This window comes from Pseudoalteromonas sp. M8, assembly GCF_018141365.1.
Taxonomy (GTDB): Bacteria; Pseudomonadota; Gammaproteobacteria; order Enterobacterales; family Alteromonadaceae; genus Pseudoalteromonas.
The window spans coordinates 47,947-69,340 of record NZ_CP047239.1; the positions used below are offsets into that span (position 1 = coordinate 47,947).

Annotated in this window: 18 protein-coding genes; 2 read left to right on the forward strand and 16 right to left on the reverse strand. The window is 41.8% G+C overall.

Going from position 1 to position 21,394, the window contains the following annotated elements; genetic code table 11:
- Window positions 1-130: 130 nt before the first annotated feature.
- The 3 genes from GSF13_RS00170 to GSF13_RS00180 all read right to left on the reverse strand — a co-directional run bounded on the left by GSF13_RS00170 (window position 131) and on the right by GSF13_RS00180 (window position 3,005).
- The gene (locus GSF13_RS00170; protein ID WP_010605492.1) at window positions 131-631 is read right to left on the reverse strand and encodes a DUF4240 domain-containing protein; all 501 of its coding nucleotides are present in this window, start codon (window positions 629-631) and stop codon (window positions 131-133) included.
- Between the two features lie 155 nt (window positions 632-786).
- Entirely contained in the window at window positions 787-1,284 is a 498-nt protein-coding gene (gene ilvN / locus GSF13_RS00175) for an acetolactate synthase small subunit (RefSeq protein WP_010377111.1), read from the reverse strand.
- Window positions 1,284-3,005, reverse strand: a complete 1,722-nt coding sequence (locus tag GSF13_RS00180; protein ID WP_010605491.1) for an acetolactate synthase 3 large subunit — start codon at window positions 3,003-3,005, stop codon at window positions 1,284-1,286. Before GSF13_RS00180 ends, ilvN begins: the two co-directional genes overlap by 1 nt.
- Window positions 3,006-3,371: 366 nt before the next feature.
- Here GSF13_RS00180 and GSF13_RS00185 point away from each other — a divergent pair, with 366 nt between their 5' ends.
- Complete coding sequence (locus GSF13_RS00185; RefSeq protein WP_211865509.1) at window positions 3,372-6,344, forward strand: immune inhibitor A domain-containing protein; 2,973 nt, start codon at window positions 3,372-3,374, stop codon at window positions 6,342-6,344.
- A gap of 34 nt (window positions 6,345-6,378) precedes the next feature.
- On the opposite strand, the gene GSF13_RS00190 is transcribed toward GSF13_RS00185, so the two are convergent.
- The 6 genes from GSF13_RS00190 to GSF13_RS00215 form a co-directional block, all read right to left on the reverse strand.
- Window positions 6,379-7,386 (reverse strand): isocitrate dehydrogenase, encoded by a 1,008-nt coding sequence (locus GSF13_RS00190; RefSeq protein ID WP_010377116.1) that lies wholly within the window; start codon window positions 7,384-7,386, stop codon window positions 6,379-6,381.
- A 196-nt stretch (window positions 7,387-7,582) separates the two neighbouring features.
- Window positions 7,583-9,274 (reverse strand): hypothetical protein, encoded by a 1,692-nt coding sequence (locus GSF13_RS00195; RefSeq protein WP_211865511.1) that lies wholly within the window; start codon window positions 9,272-9,274, stop codon window positions 7,583-7,585.
- Window positions 9,275-9,441: 167 nt separating this feature from the next.
- A complete protein-coding gene (locus tag GSF13_RS00200) occupies window positions 9,442-9,825 on the reverse strand; it encodes a DUF3192 domain-containing protein (protein ID WP_010605488.1) in 384 nt (127 codons plus the stop codon).
- Between the two features lie 139 nt (window positions 9,826-9,964).
- On the reverse strand, window positions 9,965-10,735 hold the full coding sequence (gene xni, locus GSF13_RS00205; RefSeq protein WP_211865513.1) for a flap endonuclease Xni: 771 nt from the start codon (window positions 10,733-10,735) through the stop codon (window positions 9,965-9,967).
- 5 nt (window positions 10,736-10,740) lie between these two features.
- Window positions 10,741-12,084, reverse strand: a complete 1,344-nt coding sequence (gene ppnN, locus GSF13_RS00210) for a nucleotide 5'-monophosphate nucleosidase PpnN (protein ID WP_211865515.1) — start codon at window positions 12,082-12,084, stop codon at window positions 10,741-10,743.
- 103 nt (window positions 12,085-12,187) lie between these two features.
- Entirely contained in the window at window positions 12,188-13,720 is a 1,533-nt protein-coding gene (locus tag GSF13_RS00215; protein ID WP_102058101.1) for a GGDEF domain-containing protein, read from the reverse strand.
- A 178-nt stretch (window positions 13,721-13,898) separates the two neighbouring features.
- On the opposite strand from GSF13_RS00215, the gene GSF13_RS00220 reads away from it, so the two are divergent.
- Entirely contained in the window at window positions 13,899-15,677 is a 1,779-nt protein-coding gene (locus tag GSF13_RS00220) for a PDZ domain-containing protein (protein WP_211865517.1), read from the forward strand.
- Window positions 15,678-15,768: 91 nt separating this feature from the next.
- On the opposite strand, the gene GSF13_RS00225 is transcribed toward GSF13_RS00220, so the two are convergent.
- The 7 genes from GSF13_RS00225 to GSF13_RS00255 all read right to left on the reverse strand — a co-directional run bounded on the left by GSF13_RS00225 (window position 15,769) and on the right by GSF13_RS00255 (window position 21,393).
- Window positions 15,769-16,317, reverse strand: coding sequence for a YkvA family protein (locus tag GSF13_RS00225; protein WP_010605483.1), 549 nt, complete (start codon window positions 16,315-16,317; stop codon window positions 15,769-15,771).
- 195 nt (window positions 16,318-16,512) lie between these two features.
- Window positions 16,513-17,274 (reverse strand): glycosyltransferase family 25 protein, encoded by a 762-nt coding sequence (locus tag GSF13_RS00230; RefSeq protein WP_211865519.1) that lies wholly within the window; start codon window positions 17,272-17,274, stop codon window positions 16,513-16,515.
- A gap of 116 nt (window positions 17,275-17,390) precedes the next feature.
- Window positions 17,391-18,182 (reverse strand): dermatopontin-like protein, encoded by a 792-nt coding sequence (locus GSF13_RS00235; RefSeq protein ID WP_211865526.1) that lies wholly within the window; start codon window positions 18,180-18,182, stop codon window positions 17,391-17,393.
- A 393-nt stretch (window positions 18,183-18,575) separates the two neighbouring features.
- Window positions 18,576-19,076, reverse strand: a complete 501-nt coding sequence (locus tag GSF13_RS00240) for a hypothetical protein (RefSeq protein WP_211865528.1) — start codon at window positions 19,074-19,076, stop codon at window positions 18,576-18,578.
- Window positions 19,077-19,295: 219 nt separating this feature from the next.
- Window positions 19,296-19,907 carry a bifunctional phosphoribosyl-AMP cyclohydrolase/phosphoribosyl-ATP diphosphatase HisIE gene (hisIE, locus tag GSF13_RS00245; protein WP_211865530.1) on the reverse strand — a complete coding sequence of 204 codons (612 nt, stop codon included), beginning with the start codon at window positions 19,905-19,907 and terminating at the stop codon, window positions 19,296-19,298.
- The gene (hisF, locus tag GSF13_RS00250) at window positions 19,904-20,677 is read right to left on the reverse strand and encodes an imidazole glycerol phosphate synthase subunit HisF (protein ID WP_010605478.1); all 774 of its coding nucleotides are present in this window, start codon (window positions 20,675-20,677) and stop codon (window positions 19,904-19,906) included. Before hisF ends, hisIE begins: the two co-directional genes overlap by 4 nt.
- Window positions 20,659-21,393 carry a 1-(5-phosphoribosyl)-5-[(5-phosphoribosylamino)methylideneamino] imidazole-4-carboxamide isomerase gene (locus tag GSF13_RS00255; RefSeq protein WP_211865532.1) on the reverse strand — a complete coding sequence of 245 codons (735 nt, stop codon included), beginning with the start codon at window positions 21,391-21,393 and terminating at the stop codon, window positions 20,659-20,661. The genes hisF and GSF13_RS00255 overlap by 19 nt, the downstream gene beginning before the upstream one ends.
- Window position 21,394 lies beyond the last annotated feature (1 nt).

A 21,394-nucleotide genomic window follows, 5' to 3' on the forward strand; every position in this document is an offset into this window, starting at 1 on the left:
CATTTTGGTAAGTTAGCGCGAAGGATTGATAGGCTATCTGGAGCGGCGACATCTTGCGATGGTAATAGTGAGTCTCAGCGTCTAACTCTAGAACAACTAAAACCCATCACATAAAACAATAAACTAAACCTTATCCAAGCCAATATTGACCAAAAAGTTGAGGTAGTTCAGCCTTTAACTGTTTTGGTTTATTTTTAAACTTTTTGCCTTGCGGCGGAAAGTTCACGACACTGTGATACGGGAGTTCGTCTTGATTTTTTTCTTCAAAAAGCAACCCTGCAACTAAATCTAATTCGTCAATAAATGGGTAGGGCAAGTCGTCTTTATTCGGAATAGCAAACTTATTAGCTAATTCGTCTGGTTCCGCTGTAAGTACACTTACCGCTTCAGGGCCGCGACTGATGATCCAATTACAAAAATCTAAGAAATCATATTCGCTATTACAGCCAGCAATCACGTAGGCTACTTTCCAGTTATCCCAATGCCACAGTGCTCTGAGTTCTTTGGTATATAATGCATCGAACTGAGCAATTTCTTCTGAACTTAGCGGTGATAAACGCGTTTTTAAATAGTCATTATCGTTTGAATGATCGGGGGCGGTGACAAGCTGCCAGAAGCGTTCGAGTTCCATGTGCGTAATCTAACTTGATAAAAACGAGATTATAGCCAGTAACCTAATGAGAGTAAATCGAAGCCGCCATGCAAAATAACTGCAGCGGGTTGTACGTAATACAATGTACTCACCCGCGCAAAAAGATAACAGTGACAGCTAAAAGGTAAGTGGTTTTATCCTTTCAGCGCTTTGTCACCACGGCCAATACCTACCGCGCCAGAACGTACAAGTTCAATAATGTCGCTTTCGTGACGTAATAGATCCAAGAAAGACTCAAGACGGTCGGCTGAGCTTACCATCTGTAATATATAACTTTGCTTGCCCATATCTATAATGCTGGCTTGGAACACCTCAGCAACACGATTGATAGCGGCTCGTGTTACTTCATCTCTGGCATAGACTTTTACCAGTAGCAGCTCTCTTTCAATGTGCTGCATATCAGTTAAATCTATAACCTTAAGCACATCCACCAACTTGTTAACTTGCTTGGTGATTTGTTCAACAATGCGGTCATCGCCTTGGGTCGTGATGGTGATACGAGATAGCGTTTTGTCTGCGGTTGTACCCACTGTTAAGCTGTCAATGTTGTACGCACGTTGAGAAAATAAACCCACAATACGAGAAAGGGAGCCAGGTTCATTCTCTAATAAAATCGATAGTATTCTTCTCATTATGCTTTTACTCCTTTTTTCAACCACATCTCGTCTATCGCACCTTGCTTAATTTGCATTGGATACACATGTTCAGACTCATCGACCAAAATATCTAAAAATACAAGTCGGTCTTTAATCGACATTGCTTTTTCCAGCGCCGCATCAAGTTGCTCAGGCTTATCAACCCGAATACCGATATGACCATAACTCTCGGCAAGCGCAACAAAATCAGGCAGTGATTCCATATAGGAGCTTGCGTGACGTCCCTCATACATCATGTCTTGCCATTGACGCACCATACCAAGCGAGCGGTTGTTTAACGAGATGACCTTGACAGCAAGGCCGTATTGCAAACAGGTTGAAAGCTCCTGAATATTCATTTGGATAGAGCCATCCCCAGTTACGCACAATACTTCACTTTGCGGGAATGCCATTTTTACGCCCATCGCCGCGGGCAAGCCAAACCCCATGGTGCCAAGTCCGCCTGAATTAATCCATTGACGAGGTGATTTGAATGGATAGTACTGCGCTGCAAACATCTGGTGTTGGCCTACATCCGAGCAAACATACGCGTCACCACTGGTCATTTGGTATAGCTTTTCGATAACCGTTTGTGGTTTGATTTTTTCTACACCCGCAGTAAACGACAAGCATTTCTGAGCACGCCATGTGGTAATTGCTTGCCACCAATCTTCTTGTGCGGCTCGGTCAATGCGCTTCTCGCTTTTTTCGATACCGCGTAGCAATTGCTCCATCACCGTATCTAAGCAGCCCACAACTGGGATATGCGCTTGAATGGTCTTAGAAATTGAAGTTGGATCCACATCAACGTGAACAATTTTAGCATCCGGACAAAACTTCTTGACGTTATTGGTTACACGGTCATCAAAACGCGCACCTAACGCTAAGATAACATCGGCATTCGCCATCGCCTTATTCGCTTCAAGACTACCGTGCATCCCTAACATGCCAATAAAGTTAGGATGTGTGCCACTGATCCCGCCAAGACCCATTAGGGTATTGGTGATAGGCGCGTTTAGTTTCTCAACCAACTCAGTCAGTTTTTCCGAGGTATTCGAAAGAATAATGCCGCCGCCAGAATAGATAACCAAACGCTTCGCTTCAATAATGGCTTCAACCGCTTTGCGGATCTGCTTGGAATGCCCCTTTACACTCGGGTTGTAAGTACGCATATCAATCTGTTCCGGCATCTGATAATCGAATTTAAGCGCAGGATTCAAAATATCTTTTGGCAACTCAACCACAACTGGTCCTGGTCTACCAGAGTTGGCGAGATAAAATGCCTTAGCTAACACTTCTGGGATTTTTGTCGCATCGCGGCAGTTAAAACTGTGTTTAACGATAGGACGAGAGCAACCAACTATATCCGTTTCTTGAAACGCATCATCGCCGATTAGGTTTGAAGGCACTTGCCCCGAGAGTACAACCATAGGGATTGAATCCATATAAGCCGTCGCGATCCCTGTAATGCAGTTTGTAGCGCCTGGGCCACTGGTCGCAAGAACGACACCGACATCTCCCGTTGCTCTGGCATAACCGTCGGCCATGTGGGTCGCTGCTTGCTCATGTCTAACCAAGATATGCTCAATATCTGATTGCTGAAACAACGCATCATATAGATCAAGAACCGATCCGCCGGGATAGCCAAATATGTATTTTACTTTTAATGCGCTCAATGCTTTTACTACTAGCTCGGAGCCGTTGTATTGCTCTGCCATTACCTCATTCCTCGTTGACTGTGCGTGCCTGTTATATTTATAAAATCAAAAAAAAACCCCGCTGGTTGCGGGGTTTGAGTATTTCTTTCAAGTAATAGCTCCCCGCTGAACTCTATGAAGAGACCAGTACCACCACGAGAACGATTAGTTGAAAGAAATTTGTCATTATTTTGCCTTTAAGTTGATGTCAAAGTTAGCCTACACAGTATTAGATATAAATTCCACCTTTCCACCTTTCAATTGTTGAAATATTACATTTCAATTTAAAATTCACCACCAATTGGATTTTTTATTTAATAGAACTTATACGGGAACAAAACGATAAAAATGCTAAACTTAAAGCTCAATTGTACTAGGGAATCTTAGATGAATATTTTTAAACTAAGCATATTGGTATCGGCCACACTGCTATCAAATGCAGCGTCAGCGCAGGTGCTCTATAAAGATCAAGTTATCTATTGGCAGGAGAAAAAGCTCGGCCGCACGCTGAGTGAATACGAGCGGAAAATTGCGCTTGAGCAATTCACCAAAACAAAGCCTATTGCCAGTCAAGTTAAAACACCTTATGCAATTAAAAATGTGCATCTTGGCAATACTAAGTTAGGTAAACAATTTGCGGTGGGCACGGCGCAAACACTTAATGAAGCTAAAATCCTTGCTATTCTGGTCGATTTTCCCGACTTACCTAATGACCAGAACCGACTAAACCCGGGTGATACAGATATGTACTACTCGAGCTATCCCGCGTCTCACTACCAATCACTACTGTACTCAGATAGCGGCTATAACGGCCCTAACAATGAATCGTTGCAATCCGCTACCCAGTTTTATCAAGCGGCCTCAGGCGGCAGCTTCAAGGTATCTGGCAATGCATTTGGTTGGGTAAGAGCCGCTCAAAATGCAGCCTACTATGGCGAACAAGAAGGCGATACCCGAGACTTAAGACCGGAAGAGTTGGTGTTCGAAGCAGTAAGCAAAGCTGTGACCCAATTTAATATCGACTTATCTGAGTACGATAAAACAGATTTGAACGACATAGATGGTGATGGCAACCGCCTTGAACCTGACGGCATTATTGACCATGTCATGTTATTTCATTCAAGTATTGGTCAAGAAGCAGGTGGCGGCGTATTAGATACTGACGCAATTTGGTCACATCGCTTCTTCGTATTTGATGAAAACAACCAACCTAAGGCAATTCCAGATACCAACTACAAGATTTATAACTACACCATTAATCCTATTGATGCTGCAATCGGTGTGGTTGTTCATGAGTTTGGTCATGACCTTGGGTTACCCGACGAATATGATTTAAATTCCAATGACATAGGCGAACCCGTTGCGCTGTGGTCAGTCATGTCTTCAGGCAGTTACTTAGGCCAATTAAGTGGCTCGCAGCCCACCCAGTTCTCCCCTAAAAGCCTTGAGTTTTTACAACAAAATTATGCAGGAAATTGGTTAAACCAAACAGAGTACACATTAGATGATTTGAGTACAGAACAAACGGTAACGCTCACGGATATTGGAATAAACAATGGTACTACGAATCAAATAAAGATCAATTTGCCTGCACAACTCGAGGAATTTGTAACGCCTCTGGATGGTAATTACCACTATTACTCCGGACAAGACGACAAACTCAATAATCAAGCAAGTTTTACCTTAAGCTTACCTAACGCAAGCCAAATTTCATTATCCATGCTTGCAAATTATAGTATCGAGCTTAACTACGATATTTTCCAAGTGGCGGTAAATGGGCAGCCAATAGCAGGAAATACAACAAAATCAAACCATCCAAATTATGCCAATGTCACTCACTACATGGATGGCGAGTCATCTTCTTTTGGGGCTAACCCAATTACGCTAGATTTTGATATCTCAGCGTACCGAGGACAAACTGTCACCGTGACATTCGTTTATCAAACTGACGATTTTGAAACGCTTAAAGGTGTATTACTAGACAACATTAAGGTGACAGCGGATGGTTCGCAAATTTATACAAATACCGCAGAGCCAACTAACGACTTAGTCTACAGTGGATTTCGTAAGATTTCTGGCTATAGAGCTAAATCAGGTAACGCTTACTACGCCCATTTACGCTCATTTAGAGGGTTAGATGCTGGTTTGTCTTTGTCTGGTTATAATTCTGGTGTGCTGATGTGGTACAGCAACAATGAAGAGAGTAATAACTCGACTTCGCTACACCCCGGCTCTGGAGATATGTTAGTCATCGACCAAGATCAAAACCCTATTTTCAAAGCCGACGACACCACACCCGCAACGAGTATTATTCAGGTCAAAGATGCGACGCTTCGTTTGGATACGCAGAAAGCAGGTCTTGGCGATCAACATCTCACGCCAATCAGTACGTTTGATGATACTCAGGATTACACCTTCCCAATCCAAAAGGAGTCAGGTGTTAGTTTGCCGGGTTTTGGTGTTCAACTTAGATTGAATACCATAGAGGAAGATGCAAGTAGTGCGCAAGTCGGTATAATTTACCTCAGCGACCCTAAAATCACTCAAGTACAATCGCAAAACACCGTTAAGTTTAATGTCAAAGGCTTAGCATTAAACGAATCAGATAGCTTTTTGTGGAACTTTGGCGATGGTCAAACAAGTAACGCGCTTTCACCTACTCATAGCTATCAAGATATTGGCAACTATACGGTAATGTTCACACGAACCAAAGCTGACGGGAGCAGTTCAGCGTTGAGTTCAAATGTCAGCGTAGGCAACGTCGAGCCAATCCCGCTTACAGTCGGTGATATCAAAGCGACCTCAGTAGGGCAAGGCTTTGTCTTCAATGCTGAAATCATTGGTGGCAAAGCGCCTTATGAACTTGACTGGAACTTTGGTGATGGAGCAACAGCATCATCTAACTCAGTTGAACATATCTATGAGCTAAGCGGCACGTACACGGTAACGCTTAATGTGAAAGATGCCGAAGGTGAGGCGGTAACTAAATCAACCTCAGTGACTGTCGTAGTACCACTAAGCATTGAAGCCACAGCGACCACATCTAACTTACAGGCAAGCTTTGTCGCAACTGCTGCTGGTGGTGATGGTAACTATCAAGCTAGTTGGGATTTCGGTGATGGTACGCAAGGTTCTGGTTTGACTACAACGCATAGTTACGGTCAAGCGGGTACATATAATGTCGTGTTAACGCTATCGGATGGTGCAGATCAAAGCGCGAAAGGCACTGTTGAGATCACAGTGACGACCCCAACAACAACGCCGACGGACTCTGGTGATAGCGGATCGTCTGGCGGCAGTATCGGATGGTTTGCGTTAATCTCTGGAATGCTAGTGGGATTAAGAAGAAGGTGGTGCTAACGCACCACCCAAGGATTAAATTGAGCGTTAAGAATTAAAGACGCTCAATTACCGCCTGTGTGAAATCGGTAGTGCCGTGGCTACCACCAAGATCGCGCGTAGTACGGTCACCGCTCTTAATAACGTCAGCTACTGCACTGCGGATTTTTTCCGCTTTATCAGCTTCGCCTAAATACTCAAGCATTTGAATTGAAGCTAAAATAACAGAAGTTGGGTTTGCAAGGTTTTTGCCTGCGATATCTGGTGCGCTACCGTGAACTGCTTCAAAGATTGCAGCATCAGTACCAATGTTTGCACCTGGTGCCATACCAAGACCACCGACAAGACCTGCACAAAGATCAGAAAGGATGTCACCGAATAGGTTTGTTGTTACGATCACATCAAACTCTTCAGGTGTCATTACTAGTTTCATACAAGTCGCATCAACGATCATTTCTGCTGATTCAATTTCAGGGTAACGCTCACCAACCTCACGAGCAACTTTAAGGAATAGACCTGAAGTTGATTTTAGGATGTTCGCTTTGTGAACCGCAGTTACTTTCTTACGACCTTCACGCTGTGCTAACTCATATGCGAAAGTTACGATCTTTTCAGCACCTTCGCGAGTGATCTTTGACATTGCTTCCGCTTCATTACCATCTTCAGAAACAACTTGACCAAGACCTGAGTACATACCTTGCGTGTTTTCACGTACGGTAATGATATCAATATCATCGTAACGTGCTTTAGTACCTTCAAATGACTTAACTGGACGAACGTTTGCGTAAAGGCCAAAATGCTTACGCAATGTCACGTTGATTGAAGTGAAACCTTCGCCAACAGGTGTAGTTAGTGGGCCCTTTAGCGTGATTTTGTTACGCTCAATTGCTTCTAGCGTTGCTGCTGGAAGTAATTCACCTGTTTTTTCTAAAGCAGCCAAACCTGCGTCTACGTACTCGTATTCATAGTCGCAACCTACGGCTTTTAAGATCTCGATTGCTGAATCGATGATGCTAGGGCCAATGCCGTCGCCACGGATAACTGTGATGGTTTGCTGTGCCATGTTTTTTCCTTTATCAAAAGTTGGAATACACCCAAGAAGAATTGCAGACTAAGTTTAGTAGAAATTAACAAAGGTGTACGTTCGCTTGTTTAAGCCGCGTTTTATAGCAATTAATTTGGTCTTATTCCAGTATGGAATGAAAAAATGACATACATATGATTTATGCTTGTTATTGATAGTATTTATAGAATAAATATCAGGCAATAGATGAGTAAAATCCGGCCTCTAGTAGCGCTACATCAAACTTTTGTGCGGTAACAAAACGACTTTCAGCTAAAACGTCATCGACTAATTGTTTTTGCCATGCAGTTAACACAAAGTTGGGTGATATCACTTTAAGTGCAATCAGTTTAATAAAAATGAACAGTTTACATTGCATATTGGCCTGAGACTTTTTTAACGTTTCGCTATCAAGCATTGCCTTATGAAGAATGCTCTTTTCAAAGTACTGCTGATTAAAGTCTAGGTATTTATCTTTTGCTATTGCGCGGATCCCAAATAGGTTGGCAATTGATACTAGTTCTTCCGAATACTCACGAGAGTGGAGTGCGGTGGCATGTTGGATCTCTACCCCTTGTTTAGTCACTAAAAATACAATAACGGCTGCAAATGGCGACAATAAGCGCTCAAATTGCTCACCATAACTTTCACCAACATATAAGGCGATAATTTGACTAATTACGCCATATTTGTGCACGATATCTTCTGTGAAAGGAAGCTTATGATTGGCTATGATCTGCTCAAGCAACACTCGCTGCGCCAGTAATCCAGCAGCATCAAGTCCTACCATGGCGAGAGAGTGCCTAACCGATGCGGCTTTTAGATTTTCACGGTTATATTGCTTTGCTGCGATCTGCAATGCACTTGACACTGAATCGAACTCGCAAATCAGCTTTTCAAGTGCACGAATACTTTGAAATTGACTGTGAGATAAGGCTTTTACTGTTTCTAGTAGATGTAAATGTTCAGAACCAAAAGGAAGTACTGTTGGCTCAGCAGCTCGGTCCCAAATATTGTAAAGTAACTTTGCATCTGTCGTTGCAGTCAAACCACAGTGAAACTGGAATTTACGGTTGGCCTTCGCCAGCTTTTTGGTTTGCCCATGTTCAACAACAGCAATTATTTTTTCACTATTGCTTTGTATCACCAAAAAGCCTTCTTCTCCTTTAATCTCGCACAACAATCCCGCAGGATGATTAACAAATGCCCCTGCAATTGCACTCAGCACTTTTAATGCAAAAGCATAACTGAGTTTGCTATAAAGAAGCTTAATCGCTCTGTCTAAAGCCACGCAATTTTGCTTGTGTGTTGGCGTTATTAAGCTTGCTACTCGGTGAGCAATTGCAACAATCAAAGAAGCATGGTCATTAAAGCGCTGAGGGGAAGAAGCCACTAGCTTGCTGTCGTAGTTTGAAAGGCGAGATAAAATTCGCAAACATTGCAGGTTAGGTGTTTGCCCATCACTCAGTATTTGTACGGCCAATTGATGGCGAACTTTCCAAAGCTTATCTTGCTGTGCATCTAACTTTTTACCTGCTGCGAGTTGATCGCTTTCTCTCGCTACGCATAAATAGTCCGCAAAGCTTGCAAGCAATAGCTCTTCGGTTACTGCACGAGAAAACTTTAAGTGATGACAAGCCATACAAACCAACACATTTTGATTCATGACCAGATTAGTGTTGTAACCCAAGTTTTGTGAATACAGTCCAAGCTGCCCATGCATGCTACTTGGCGAGGACTCATAACAGTCCATGTAAAGCTGTGCAAGTTTAACTAGGGTAGGGTAAATAGAGGACCACTTCTCTTTGTGATAATAAAGACGTAATACTTTGTGTGTACCTTGGGCTATCGCGAACAGCGTTTTACTAGTAACTATCCTTGCATCCATCTATCTTTACCAATTTTATTAAGTAAACGGTCTATTTTAAAACGGTAAAATAGCTTTCTTAGCAAGGCAAAAACATTGCTATTTAGTTGTTCTAAATGAGGCGTTGTTAACGAAGCTAATATGGTATTTTACCCTTCAAATTGGTTGGAAGATTAATCTAATTGGCATCACACTTTATCAAATGTGACCCGAGCACCTGGTCCCCAAAGCTTTAATATGCCATTTTCAAACAATAATCCGGTGCATTCATCTTCCGTAGTAATACCATCTGGTTTTACAAGCTGAGTGCGATAAAACACAATTTGTACAACCGTATTGTCTTGTTTTTTCTTTACATACGTTAGATCCGGGCTGCCCAAGGTATCCAATACTGTGTCTAACTCAGTCGGCTTTTCAAGGCTAAGATTACGAATGAAACGATTGTTAAACGCTTCTCGGTCCTGCCAAATCATCGCTTGCGGGTCATCTTTATAATAATTGATCACGAGAAACACCACAGTAACGTAAACCGCAAGGCCAAGAAATATGTACTGTAATATTTTCCTAATCATCTAACTGCTCAATAAAGAATGGGTAAAACGAACCTTGTATCTGAAAAAACTGAGATACGCTTGTATGCAATATATCAAAGTCATCTACTTTCGCCTAGCGCTTAGCGACGATGTAATACATTGCCAATCAAAAGTCCCTTCAAACCACTCGTATATCCTTCAAACTAAAGCCAATTGCAATATCTCTTCTTAGAGTCACTAGCGCTAGGCTGGTAACATAGTCGCTTGCTCCAGCCTCTAATTTTGCTTTTGCAGCAGGCTTTACTGTCTCATCTTTTAGCATACTTTCAAAGTCGTCATGCTTTGCGAGTAGCTCTTGCGCCGTCTTGATACCAACCCCAACAACACCTGGAATATCGTTCGTCTTGTCGCCACTTAACGCCCAAAACATTTCGAGCTTGCTTTGGGTGACAGAAAATCGACTTTTGATATCTTCGAGCGAAATTATCGACTTTTTAAAGTAGTCGTACACAGAGATAGCATCATTTATCAGGGGTAAGAAGCCTTTATCAGTCGATACTATCGTGCAGTTAACATTGGCAGCTGCGGCTTTACAGGCAAGCGTCGCTATCACATCGTCAGCTTCATCATGTTCGGGATTAAATGATTTAACACCAACACTTGCGAACGCTTGTGAAAACTTGTCGAGGTTCTGATTTAGAAATTCGGGCATAGGTTGACGGCTTATTTTATATTTTGGGTAAAAGTGATAACGCCAACTTTTATCACCATCAAAGACAGCAACTGCGTGTGTCGCCCCCGTTTTGCGTAACAAGCTACGAGTAGCTTGCTCTACACGAAGACAAGAGGCCTTTATATGGGCCTCTTGTTCTTTAATACCTTTTGGTTCATTAACAGCATAGATGCGCCTGATAAGGTTAAGCGCATCTATTAACAACAAATTATTCATTCACTCTAAGCTTTAATTTTATAACACGGTATATATTTGCTCCCAGGTAGCTTCATTCGCCCCTGAGCTACAAATGCACCCAACAGCTTATCCATATCGGCCATCAGTGATTTATCACCACTTAATTCATACGGACCATGCTGTTTAATTGCTGTAATACCTTCATCCTTCACGTTACCGGCAACAATACCAGAAAAAGCACGTCTTAAGTTAGCAGCCAGTAATTGTTTTGGTTGCTCTAGGTGTAAGTCTAAGCTCGACATATTTTCATGCGTTGGTGCAAATGGGTGCTGAAAATCATTTTCAATCTTTAATGTCCAATTAAAGTAATAGGCATCACCTTCAGACTTACGATACTCGCGCACCGTTGCCATCGACTGTTTGAGCTTTTTGGCTACCAGCTCTGGATTGTCTACGATAATTTCAAACTTAGACAGAGCTTCTTTCCCAAGTGTTTTTTCAATGAAAGCACTGAGTTCTTCAAAATATGCCGCTGACTCTTTAGGGCCAGTTAAGATCACAGGTAAGCATTGCTTTTCATTTTCTGGATGTAACAAAATACCCAGTAAATAAAGCAGCTCTTCAGCTGTTCCAGCACCACCTGGGAAAATAATGATGCCATGCGCAATGCGTACAAACGCCTCGAGACGCTTTTCAATATCAGGCAAAATCACTAATTCATTAACAATAGGGTTAGGCGGTTCAGCGGCAATAATACTGGGTTCGGTAAGGCCTAAATAACGGTTATTCGAGATCCGTTGCTTAGCATGACCAATTGTTGCTCCTTTCATCGGGCCTTTCATTGCGCCCGGTCCACAACCGGTACAAATATTTAGGCCGCGAAGACCAAGTTGATAACCTACTTCCTTGGTGTATTTGTATTCAACTTCATTGATTGAATGACCGCCCCAACAGACAATCATGTTAGGGTCTTTATTCACTTCAAGCGCATCAGCGTTACGCAGCATGTCAAAAACCATATGGGTAATTTCTACCGGCGATTTATTTTCACCGTGATATTTTTGACAAATAAAAAGTATGTCGCGGATCACGGAAAATATGTGCTCATGGATACCGGTAATTATTTGACCATCGACAAAAGCAGACTCGGGGGGATTGCTTAACGCAATTTTTATTCCTCGCTCGCGTGCGAGTAGCTGAATATCAAAATCTTCGTATTTATCGTAGATTTCAGAGCTGGAATCGGTATGACTACCTACATTCAATACCGCCAATGCACAATTTCTAAAAAGCCTATATCTCTCACTTGTGGTTGACTGCTGAAGTAAATCGACTTCCAATCTTGATAATAAGTTAAGAACCCCAGTTGGGTTTAGCTCTACTTGCATAGGCTTACTCCTTGTTTGTAATGCGCAGCGAATTGGTATAACTGAACAAAGCGGGGACGAGTATAATGTCTCGAAACTCAGCCTTTACCCAAGTTAACTCTATTTACTTAAAACACAATCTATCTCGCCCGCTATTCTTCGCTTCATAAAGCGCTGCATCAGCTCGGTCAAAAGCACTCAACGCAGTGTCCCCTTTGACAAACTGAGTAGCACCGAGAGAAATCGTAATTTCGACTTCTTTTTCTTTAAATTTGAATGGTATAGATTTAATGACTTGCCTTACTTTTTCAAGCGGTTTTTGCGCATGAGTCAGCGGCATACCTGGCATTAGCAAAACAAATTCCTCACCGCCGTAGCGTGCGATAAAATCGCTTTTCCTAATAGACTTTTTAAGGGCTCGTGCGATCACTTGCAATGTTTTGTCGCCCGCACTATGACCATAACGGTCGTTGATAGATTTAAAGTGATCAACGTCGATAACAACCAGCGTCACATCTGAGTCGTTTATCTCAAATAGGTGCATTTCATGGGTTAGACGCTCATCGAAAGCTGCTCTATTTGGTAACTTAGTTAAGCTATCCAATAGGCTTTTGAACTTTTGTTCGCTGAGTCGCTTTTTATAATTTGAAACTTTGGACTCTAAGGTGTTGATACGATTATTAATTGCATCAAATGAGTCAAGCAGCGCCTCACGCTCATTTTTTTCGAGCTTTTCACGCTCTATCAAATCAGCACTCAGTAGTTTCAACTCGTTGTCGACCAAGGCTTTAAGCTCAGTTATTGAGCTGGCGTTTTGGGTTTGCTGATTTAAGTTTTGAATTTTTAGTTCTATTTTATTGTTTAACGACTGTAGTTCTTTAGATGTTGATTTTGAACGCGCCGTTGTTTCAACAATAGAGCGATGTAGCTCTTCCAGTGTTTGATTCAGTGAAACCAAAAAACCTTGTGCGGATTGGCGCTCTTTGGCAATCGTTTGCGCAATAATTTTAATGATTTCTGTCGCTGCTGAATATAGATTATCTAAACTGTTGTTTTCCGCAACGCTTGCGCGGATCTCTTTAACCTTTTCTATTACTTCATCTTCGAAAATTAATTCGTTGATCAAAGCTTGAAGTTCAGCAGCTAGTTCTGGGTGGTGGCTATGAGATGTTTCTTCTGTAATTTCTACTTTTGATTGTAAAACCGTATGGTAGATAGAAACCAAAGACTCTAACGCGGGAATGTAAGCATTAGTAGAGTTGATATCTTCAAGTTCTACATCCAATAAATGACGTAACTTTCTGCGCGACTCATCTGGTAATCCCTTGAGCTTCTGCAGTAACTTTCCGCTTTGCTGAATTGCCGTTTGCAATGCTTTTTGATTATTTGAATTGGTCACTTCTTGTGACTTTAGCGGCTCGGAAATTCCATCGATAAAAGGCACAAGCAGCTCAAAATCGACGCCTTTATTAAGTGCAATACGAAATTTAGCTAACTGATTATCAAGTGAAACATCTTGCCCTTTGCAGGCTAAGGATAACTTTGCAGCAAACTGAGTAAGGAGTTCTACTTGTTGTTTTCTTGCATCCTCAAGCGTTTTTCTAGCCTCTATGGCTTGCTTTAATTTCTGCTCGAGCATTAAGGCATTGTCAGTCACAGATTTCCAATCATAAAATAATCTCTTAGTTACCAAGTCTACAACAAATTACGCTGTTATGCGCGGAAATTTAACGTGGTAATGTATCGGAGTTTGCTGTTTACTCATCGATATTACTTAGCGTGTAAGTCGCTGATTTGGTAAATTGATTTTATCTCGAATTACCGATACAAAAATAATGAAAAAAAGCCTTATTGCCTTAGCATGTGCAGCAACATTTAGTGCTTATGCTGACGTTGACTACCGTATTTCAATTACACAACCGCAGCATCACCTTGCGGAAGTAGAAGTTAAATTTCCAAAATCCTCACAATCAAGCATTGATGTACAACTTCCAGATTGGCGTACAGGTCGCTACGAGATATTGGATTTAGCCAACGGCGTACGCTTTTTTGACGCCAAATCTCAAAGCGGGCAATCACAAAAATGGGAAAAAATTGATAAAAACACATGGCGCGTACACCTTAGCGAGCCTACCGAGCTGACGGTTAACTATCAGGTTTATGCCAATGAGTTAGGTCTTCGAGCCAGACACATAGATGACACCCACGCGTTTATCGATGCATCTGGCTTTTTGATGTTTAGTGAATCTTTCAGATCAGAGCCTGTTTCTGTTGAACTCAATGTACCTAAAGGCTGGCGCTCAGTCTCCGGTATGGAGTTTGCCGATTCAAAAAACAGTTTCAAAGCCGATAACTATGACATATTGTTAGATTCTCCTATTGAGACTGGTATTAATCAGCTGCACAAATTTGAAGTGGATGGCCGTAGATATGAACTAGTTATTTGGGGCGAGGGCAACTATGACGTTGACCAAATGCTAGCCGATCTTAAAAAACTCGTTCAAACCGGCACGCTCATTTGGCACGATTATCCTTATGACCGTTATGTCTTTATGGTGCATGCAACCAGCGGTGCACGAGGGGCAACAGAGCACTTAAACTCGACGATTATTCAAAGACATAGAGACAGTTTTAAAGAAAGAGATGACTACATTGGTTTTATCTCTACAGCCGCACATGAATTCATCCACACGTGGAATGTCAAAAACTATCGTCCAGCAGGCATGGTTCCTTATGATTACGTAGCACCAAATTACACGGATTTGTTGTGGCTAGCAGAGGGCTCAACCAGCTACTTTGAGGATTATTTGCTGCTAAGTGCAGGGATCACCACCAATGACGAATATCTTAAAATGCTGACTAAGCGTGTTAATCGTCATTTAAAAACTCCTGGTCGTCATGTTCAGTCGGTTGCTGCAACGAGCTTTGATAAATGGATCAATCAAGGTGGCGATCATGGGATAAATTACAGCACCAATATCTATTCAGAAGGTGCGTTGGTGTCCATGGCACTTGATATCGATTTACTCGAGAAGTCAAACGGAAAAATTAGCTACCGTGACGTTCATAAAGCGCTTTACCAACAGCATAAATTGCCAAATAGCTTCACCAGTGAAGATGTTAAAAACATCCTAAAAGCGCTTACCGGTCAAGACTACAATACTTGGTGGAATGAATATGTTGACACACCAGCGAACATAGACTTTGACACATTACTCGACAAAGTAGGACTTGTTTATGATTATCCAGAGTCGGCTAAAATGATCGCAGGCTTAGATGGTATGGCAAGACAAAAGGGTGAATTACTGGAGCTGACCCATGTAGCTCGAGATGGAAATGCATGGCAAGCGGGGCTAACAGCAGGCGACCTTATCGTTGCATTTGATAAGCACCATGTTCGTAAAGATTTAAAAGCGAGCTTAGAAAACTTCAAGCCAAGTCAAACAATCACGGTAGATTTTATCCGTCGTGATAAGTTGATGAATACGAAAATCAAGCTTGACCGCGACCATGATAAGCCTAAAAAGATAACATTTATGCCTAACCCATCAAGCGAGCAAGCGTTACTTTATAAAGCGTGGATGGGGGTTTCTCACCCAAATGAAATAAAATAATGGTAATCAAAAAGGGCTGATGATTATCAGCCCTTTTATAGTCCACAGCCCTAAGCTAAAAAGCAATTAGCTAAGCTTAGGGCTACTTAACTTACATAATGCGAGAGAAGAAGCGTGAACGGTTTTTAGAACGACTTCTACGCATAGAAGAGCGGATTTGAGAGCGTGTGCCCGCAAGCCAACTTTCACGATCGACCTTCGCATTATCACCACGTCTTGCTTCTTCAGTTGCTCTAAAGCCACAGAATTCACGGTACGCTTTTAAGTCTAGCGACAGTTCTTGTAACACAAGTTCAATCATAATCGCATCATCGACATAGCCTAATACTGGGATATGATCTGGAACGATATCTTCTGGTTCACTGAAATAAGCAAGAGAAGCCATGATTTCACGCTTTTCATCTTCAGGCATTTGCCATTCTTCATCTAACACTGCGTCAATTAGCGTTTGTAACGAAATTAGACGAGTGCTTACAAATTCAGGAAGGTTGGATTTTTCCATCGTTGCCACTAAATTACGCGCTTTAGCTATAATTTCGGCATCACTCACATCGCCACTTTTCTCAATAGCAGCTTTCATCATTCCACGGAAGTGTTCAAGATCTGAATCAGAGAGTTCAAAGTTGATTTCTATAGACACGTCTGTGCTCCCTCAACGTTGTTATTATTAATGGTTTAAGCAAAAAGTTAAACTTATTGCAATAATCTTAGATACTAGCACATCTTTTTCAGAAGTCTTCCCATAAATTACACTTTTAACACGAATTTTTCTCTATTCCGTACAAGTATAAAACCCATTGTTCAAAAGGCGTACAGCGGCTTTCGCATCATATAACTAGAAGTGTTGCTGATAGCGTTTGAGAACCAGCCCGCGATAAAACTTGTTTTTTATAAACTTATTTATCTGAAGCAATTGTTTACGCCAAAAATACCGCTTTGCTCCTGTAACACTTGGAGCTCTATCTATGGTACTCGCAAACTTTTCACCATGGCTAACAGGACAAGGGCTCATTACAAAAACACTGAGCTGTTTTTCCCAAAAATGTTGATAATCAATATCAATCGGTCTGCCGAAAGGAATTGATTTGGATAATATTTTCTTTGCCCCTTTGAGACTAACAAGCTGGGCAACGGTTCCGGCGGGTACTTTATTTTGCATAAATAACGATAACGATTTATTTAGCGGAAAGCTTGCAATCGGAGTGCGTTTGTTCTTTTGAGATTGAAATAGCTTGATCATATCCCATTCAAATGGCAATGAAGCGATCACTTGGTCAATCTGTGCTAAGTCGTCGTGGAGCTGAAAATCATCTTCAAAAATAAAAGCATAGGGCAGTTCTAACTCAACAATTTTACTCAGTACTTTTATATGACTTAAATAACAGCCTATCTCTCCTAACGTTAAAGGCCGGAAGTATTGCTTAGCGTTTTTTAACTTACAATAGCTCGTATCTAAAACGTCTGCGCTCAGCTCTGCGCCTTTTACAGCGCTTATCCTTTCAAAGGGTAGTGAGAACTTATCAAACTGGAGAGTAGATTCCTTGAGTCTATCAGTGCAAGAATCTAAATTGATGAGAAAAATATTCGGTTTGGTCACGATAACTCTTAAATCCGCTAACTAATTACATTATGAGTGTGCGACTTTTGTATGACAATGAAATGACCAAATTCTGACATGAGAGTAGGGTATCAACCCTACTCTAAAGGAAATTATTACCAATCACTCGCAGCTGAGCAGTAACTCACTGCAGTTTGACGGTCTTCCGTTCTGTTATCATGGCGACTTGACATGCCGATGATTGCACCATTACCACCTAATGTCCAAGGTTGGTCGTAGCCTGTGTATTGTGTTGTAATACATGATTCAGCGAATAGTGCAGCGCCTGCGCTAGAGGTTGCCATAGATGCGCAATTAAAGTTAAACAAGCGGTCTTCTGTACCATTATCGTGACGACTTGACATTCCGACAAAGAATTGACCATTAGGACAAACAAAGTTAAACGCTTGATCGTATGAATTTACGTAACCGCTCCACTTAGTCGTTTTACGATAAATGCGACTACCACTATCCGTTGTAAATTTTGCACAGACTAAGCTAAAACGTCTGTCTTCTTGCTTATCTTGGTGGTAGCTTGAAATTGATTTAATAAACATATTACTTGGACAAGTGTAAGTAAATGCTTGGTCGAAATCATTTAAATACCCCGTATTGAGTTCACTATAAACACGTAAGTTACCACCAGCTAGCGTTGAAAAATCACTGGCAATTTCAGTGCTCTCAGTTTTCGCTAATTTAGTCTCAGTAACGTCATAACCTGAAACATCGTTATTAGTTTCTATGAGCGCAATTATCTCATCTAAATTCTTAGCTTGAGAAGCGGGGATCTCATATACACTGCCATTTACTGTATACTCGAATGGCTTAGCTTGTTCATTAGCAGAAGCAGGAGTGCAAAGCATAGCAACAGAGAAGGATAGAGCTGAAAGCTTTATTAATGTGTTCATCTTAATTCCTTTAAAAATAGTAGTTAATTTAGCGCCAACAACAAAAATAGCATCTGAATTAAACGCTACCTTTTCTTAATAAACAAGCTTTTTTATTAACACAAAAAACCAAAGAAATGCATAATCAGCATCAATTAAATACAGACTGTTGCAGATCCCAACTCCGCTCAAAATACATACAGCTTATTTTTTCTAAATTTGTATCGCGTTACACCACAATTACTATTCACTATTTTTATATAAAAGACGCCACGCGAAGCGACATTAGAATCGAGTAAAGCAACAATGAAAAATTTATTAACGCTTAAACAGACAAAGTCAAGGGGATTGCAAACGAAGAATGCTAGGGTGGGATAGGGCAGAAGAAGCACAACACTTCTCCGTATTTTGCATTTATTTTTCAGTCACATTAAACGAAACTATCCATGGCGAGACTTTATCGAGGCCTTTGCCCAGTTCAATTGCAATTTTGCTAGTAGAGCTCGGCGAAGTTATGTCCGTACGCATTAGCTGGCCACTCTTTTGGCTATCACCAGCCCAAGAGTGATCTAAACATTGCCTTACTACACTCTGTGCATAGTTATGGATTTTTACTGCGTTTTCGTACTCTTTGAACTGCTCAGAACAGGTATATTTTGATTTTCCACTAGCGCTTTCTATAATTTGGCATTTATTGCCAACTAAATGTGCCTTAGCCTGCCAAGAGTTAATTAACTTTGCGCCGACTTCAGCACCTTTAAGCGCTGAAAACCCTGTGGATGATGCACTTAGAAGCGTATTAAGTTTCTCGCAATTAGACATATCATCGAGCTTTTCTTGTTGCTCTGGGGTTAATGTTGAACATCCGGCAGCTGTCAATCCTGCCAGCATTAGACCAAGTAATCTTGTTTTCATAAACCGTTCCATACTGTTCGTAGTAGCACCATTAAAGTTAGACTAATATTTTGCCACTGCATAGTTGTAAGACTATGAGAAGTTTACCTTATTTATATGAACAGGAGTTGATCTAATTACAGGTTTATCCCAATTTTACTAAGCTGGCTTGTTTCGGCACGATGTCTGGAACAAGCCAACGAAGGGATAGACGAAATGATTACTTACCCAAAGCGAAAATTACTTATGCCTATCTTTGAGCGTACTGACCACCTCACTGAGTGTAAGGCCCTGCCTCTGAAGTAAGACAATGAGGTGATACAGTAAGTCTGCGGACTCATTGAGCAACTCTTCGTTGTCGTTTTTCATCGCCGCGAGCGCCACTTCAACCCCTTCTTCTCCCACTTTTTGACAACTACGGCTTAAGTCTTTAGCAAATAAGGAGGCGGTATAGCTGCTTTCAGGTGATGCATTTTTCCTCTGGGCAATCACTCGCTCAAGCTTTCCTAAAAATGCAAGCTCTGGCATGGTTTCCGCAAAGCAGCTTTCGCTGCCAAGGTGGCAAGTTGGACCTTGCGGCTTTGCGTAAATCAGCAGGCTGTCTTTATCACAATCGGTATGCACTTCCACTAAGGTCAATACATTGTTTGAGGTTTCACCTTTGGTCCAAAGGCGCGATTTTGAACGCGAATAAAAAGTAACGAGTTGCTTTTCTAATGTCACTTCAAGGGCTTCTCTGTTCATAAAGCCTTGCATCAATACTACCCCGGTTAACACATCTTGTACGATAGCGGGAATGAGTGCTGATTTATCAAAATCTACTTTTGCTATGTTTTGTTTATTAATAATCATTGTCGTGCCGCCACATCATTATTTATTAAGAACTGTTTGAGCTTTGGAATGTCAATCACGCCTTTATGGAACACACTTGCAGCCAAAGCACCATCGACATTAGTTTGTTTAAATACATCAACAAAGTCTTGCATACTACCCGCGCCGCCAGAAGCGATAAGTGGCACTTTACACAGCGCCCTAATCGCGCTGAGCTGCCCTATATCATAGCCATTGCGCACGCCATCTTGATTCATACAATTAAGTACAATCTCTCCAGCGCCAAGGTCTTGAACTCGTTTGACCCATTCGTGCGTTTTGTATCGAGTACGACTTGCCGCATTCGGATCGCCAGTTAACTGGTATACTAAATATTCCTGAGTTTGCTTATCATAGAAGCTGTCTACGCCGACAACCACACATTGCTTACCAAATTCGTCATGTAACTCTTTAATGAGTTCAGGCCTTGCAATGGCAGGGCTGTTAATCGAGATCTTATCTGCGCCTTGCTCAAGCACTCGAGCCGCATCAGCCACTGATTTAATCCCACCAGCTACACAAAATGGTATATCGATATGTCTGGCAATTTCAGCTACCCAATTGACATCGAGTAAACGCTTTTCTACGCTAGCACTGATCTCATAGAACACCAGTTCATCAGCACCTGCCTCACTATAACGCTGGGCGAGATCAAGAATATCACCGACGACTTCATGGCCTTGGAATTTAACGCCTTTGACCACCTGACCGTCTTTTACGTCTAAACAAGGAATTATGCGTTTTGATAGCATGTTAGAGCCTCCTCAACGCTAAATACACCTTCAAGTAGCGATTTGCCAAGTATTACTCCACCTACTTGTTGCTTTGCAAGCTGTGCAATATCGTCAAGAGAGCTCACGCCCCCTGATGCTTGTACTTTAATTGCACCGTTATGTTTGGTTATGTCTTCGTATAAGGAAAACGATGGACCTGTCATCGTGCCATCCTTACTGATATCCGTACATAAGAAATCACTCACACCTTGCTCAACATAAAAATCTAACAGCTCGAATAGATCGCTTTTCGCATCATTTAGCCAGCCGTGAGTGGCAGGAGACCAGCCGCTTTCGGTTTTGTTCACATCAAGTGCAATCACGAATTTGTCGGCGCCACATGCTTTAATCCACGCAGCAACTTCTTGCTGTTTATCTACCGCCATTGAGCCAATCACCACTTGGGCAGCTCCGGCATCTAACCATTGCTTTACGTCGTCTATACTGCGAATACCTCCGCCTACCTGAAAGGGAACAGATAAAGCCTTAGTCGCCGCTTGGATAGTGCGCCACTGCTTTTTGCTCGGGTCACGAGCCCCTTCTAAATCCACCAAATGTAGCTTGGCTGCGCCTGCATTTTGGTATTCAAGTAAACGCTCAGCTAAATTAAATGGGTAAAACTGTGCGGTTTCGTACTTGCCTTGATACAAACGAACAATATTGTTCTCTAATACATCTAAAGCGGGAATAATCATT

Bases quoted from the DNA above. Each gene is read 5' to 3' on its own strand.
- GSF13_RS00235 (WP_211865526.1), bottom strand. From the start codon at position 18,182: ATGAACACATTAATAAAGCTTTCAGCTCTATCCTTCTCTGTTGCTATG.
- GSF13_RS00190 (WP_010377116.1), bottom strand. From the start codon at position 7,386: ATGGCACAGCAAACCATCACAGTTATCCGTGGCGACGGCATTGGCCCT.
- hisIE (WP_211865530.1), bottom strand. From the start codon at position 19,907: ATGATTATTAATAAACAAAACATAGCAAAAGTAGATTTTGATAAATCA.
- ppnN (WP_211865515.1), bottom strand. From the start codon at position 12,084: ATGCAAGTAGAGCTAAACCCAACTGGGGTTCTTAACTTATTATCAAGA.
- GSF13_RS00185 (WP_211865509.1), top strand. From the start codon at position 3,372: ATGAATATTTTTAAACTAAGCATATTGGTATCGGCCACACTGCTATCA.
- xni (WP_211865513.1), bottom strand. From the start codon at position 10,735: ATGAATAATTTGTTGTTAATAGATGCGCTTAACCTTATCAGGCGCATC.
- ilvN (WP_010377111.1), bottom strand. From the start codon at position 1,284: ATGAGAAGAATACTATCGATTTTATTAGAGAATGAACCTGGCTCCCTT.
- GSF13_RS00170 (WP_010605492.1), bottom strand. From the start codon at position 631: ATGGAACTCGAACGCTTCTGGCAGCTTGTCACCGCCCCCGATCATTCA.
- GSF13_RS00195 (WP_211865511.1), bottom strand. From the start codon at position 9,274: ATGGATGCAAGGATAGTTACTAGTAAAACGCTGTTCGCGATAGCCCAA.
- GSF13_RS00220 (WP_211865517.1), top strand. From the start codon at position 13,899: ATGAAAAAAAGCCTTATTGCCTTAGCATGTGCAGCAACATTTAGTGCT.
- GSF13_RS00180 (WP_010605491.1), bottom strand. From the start codon at position 3,005: ATGGCAGAGCAATACAACGGCTCCGAGCTAGTAGTAAAAGCATTGAGC.
- GSF13_RS00200 (WP_010605488.1), bottom strand. From the start codon at position 9,825: ATGATTAGGAAAATATTACAGTACATATTTCTTGGCCTTGCGGTTTAC.
- GSF13_RS00255 (WP_211865532.1), bottom strand. From the start codon at position 21,393: ATGATTATTCCCGCTTTAGATGTATTAGAGAACAATATTGTTCGTTTG.
- GSF13_RS00240 (WP_211865528.1), bottom strand. From the start codon at position 19,076: ATGAAAACAAGATTACTTGGTCTAATGCTGGCAGGATTGACAGCTGCC.
- hisF (WP_010605478.1), bottom strand. From the start codon at position 20,677: ATGCTATCAAAACGCATAATTCCTTGTTTAGACGTAAAAGACGGTCAG.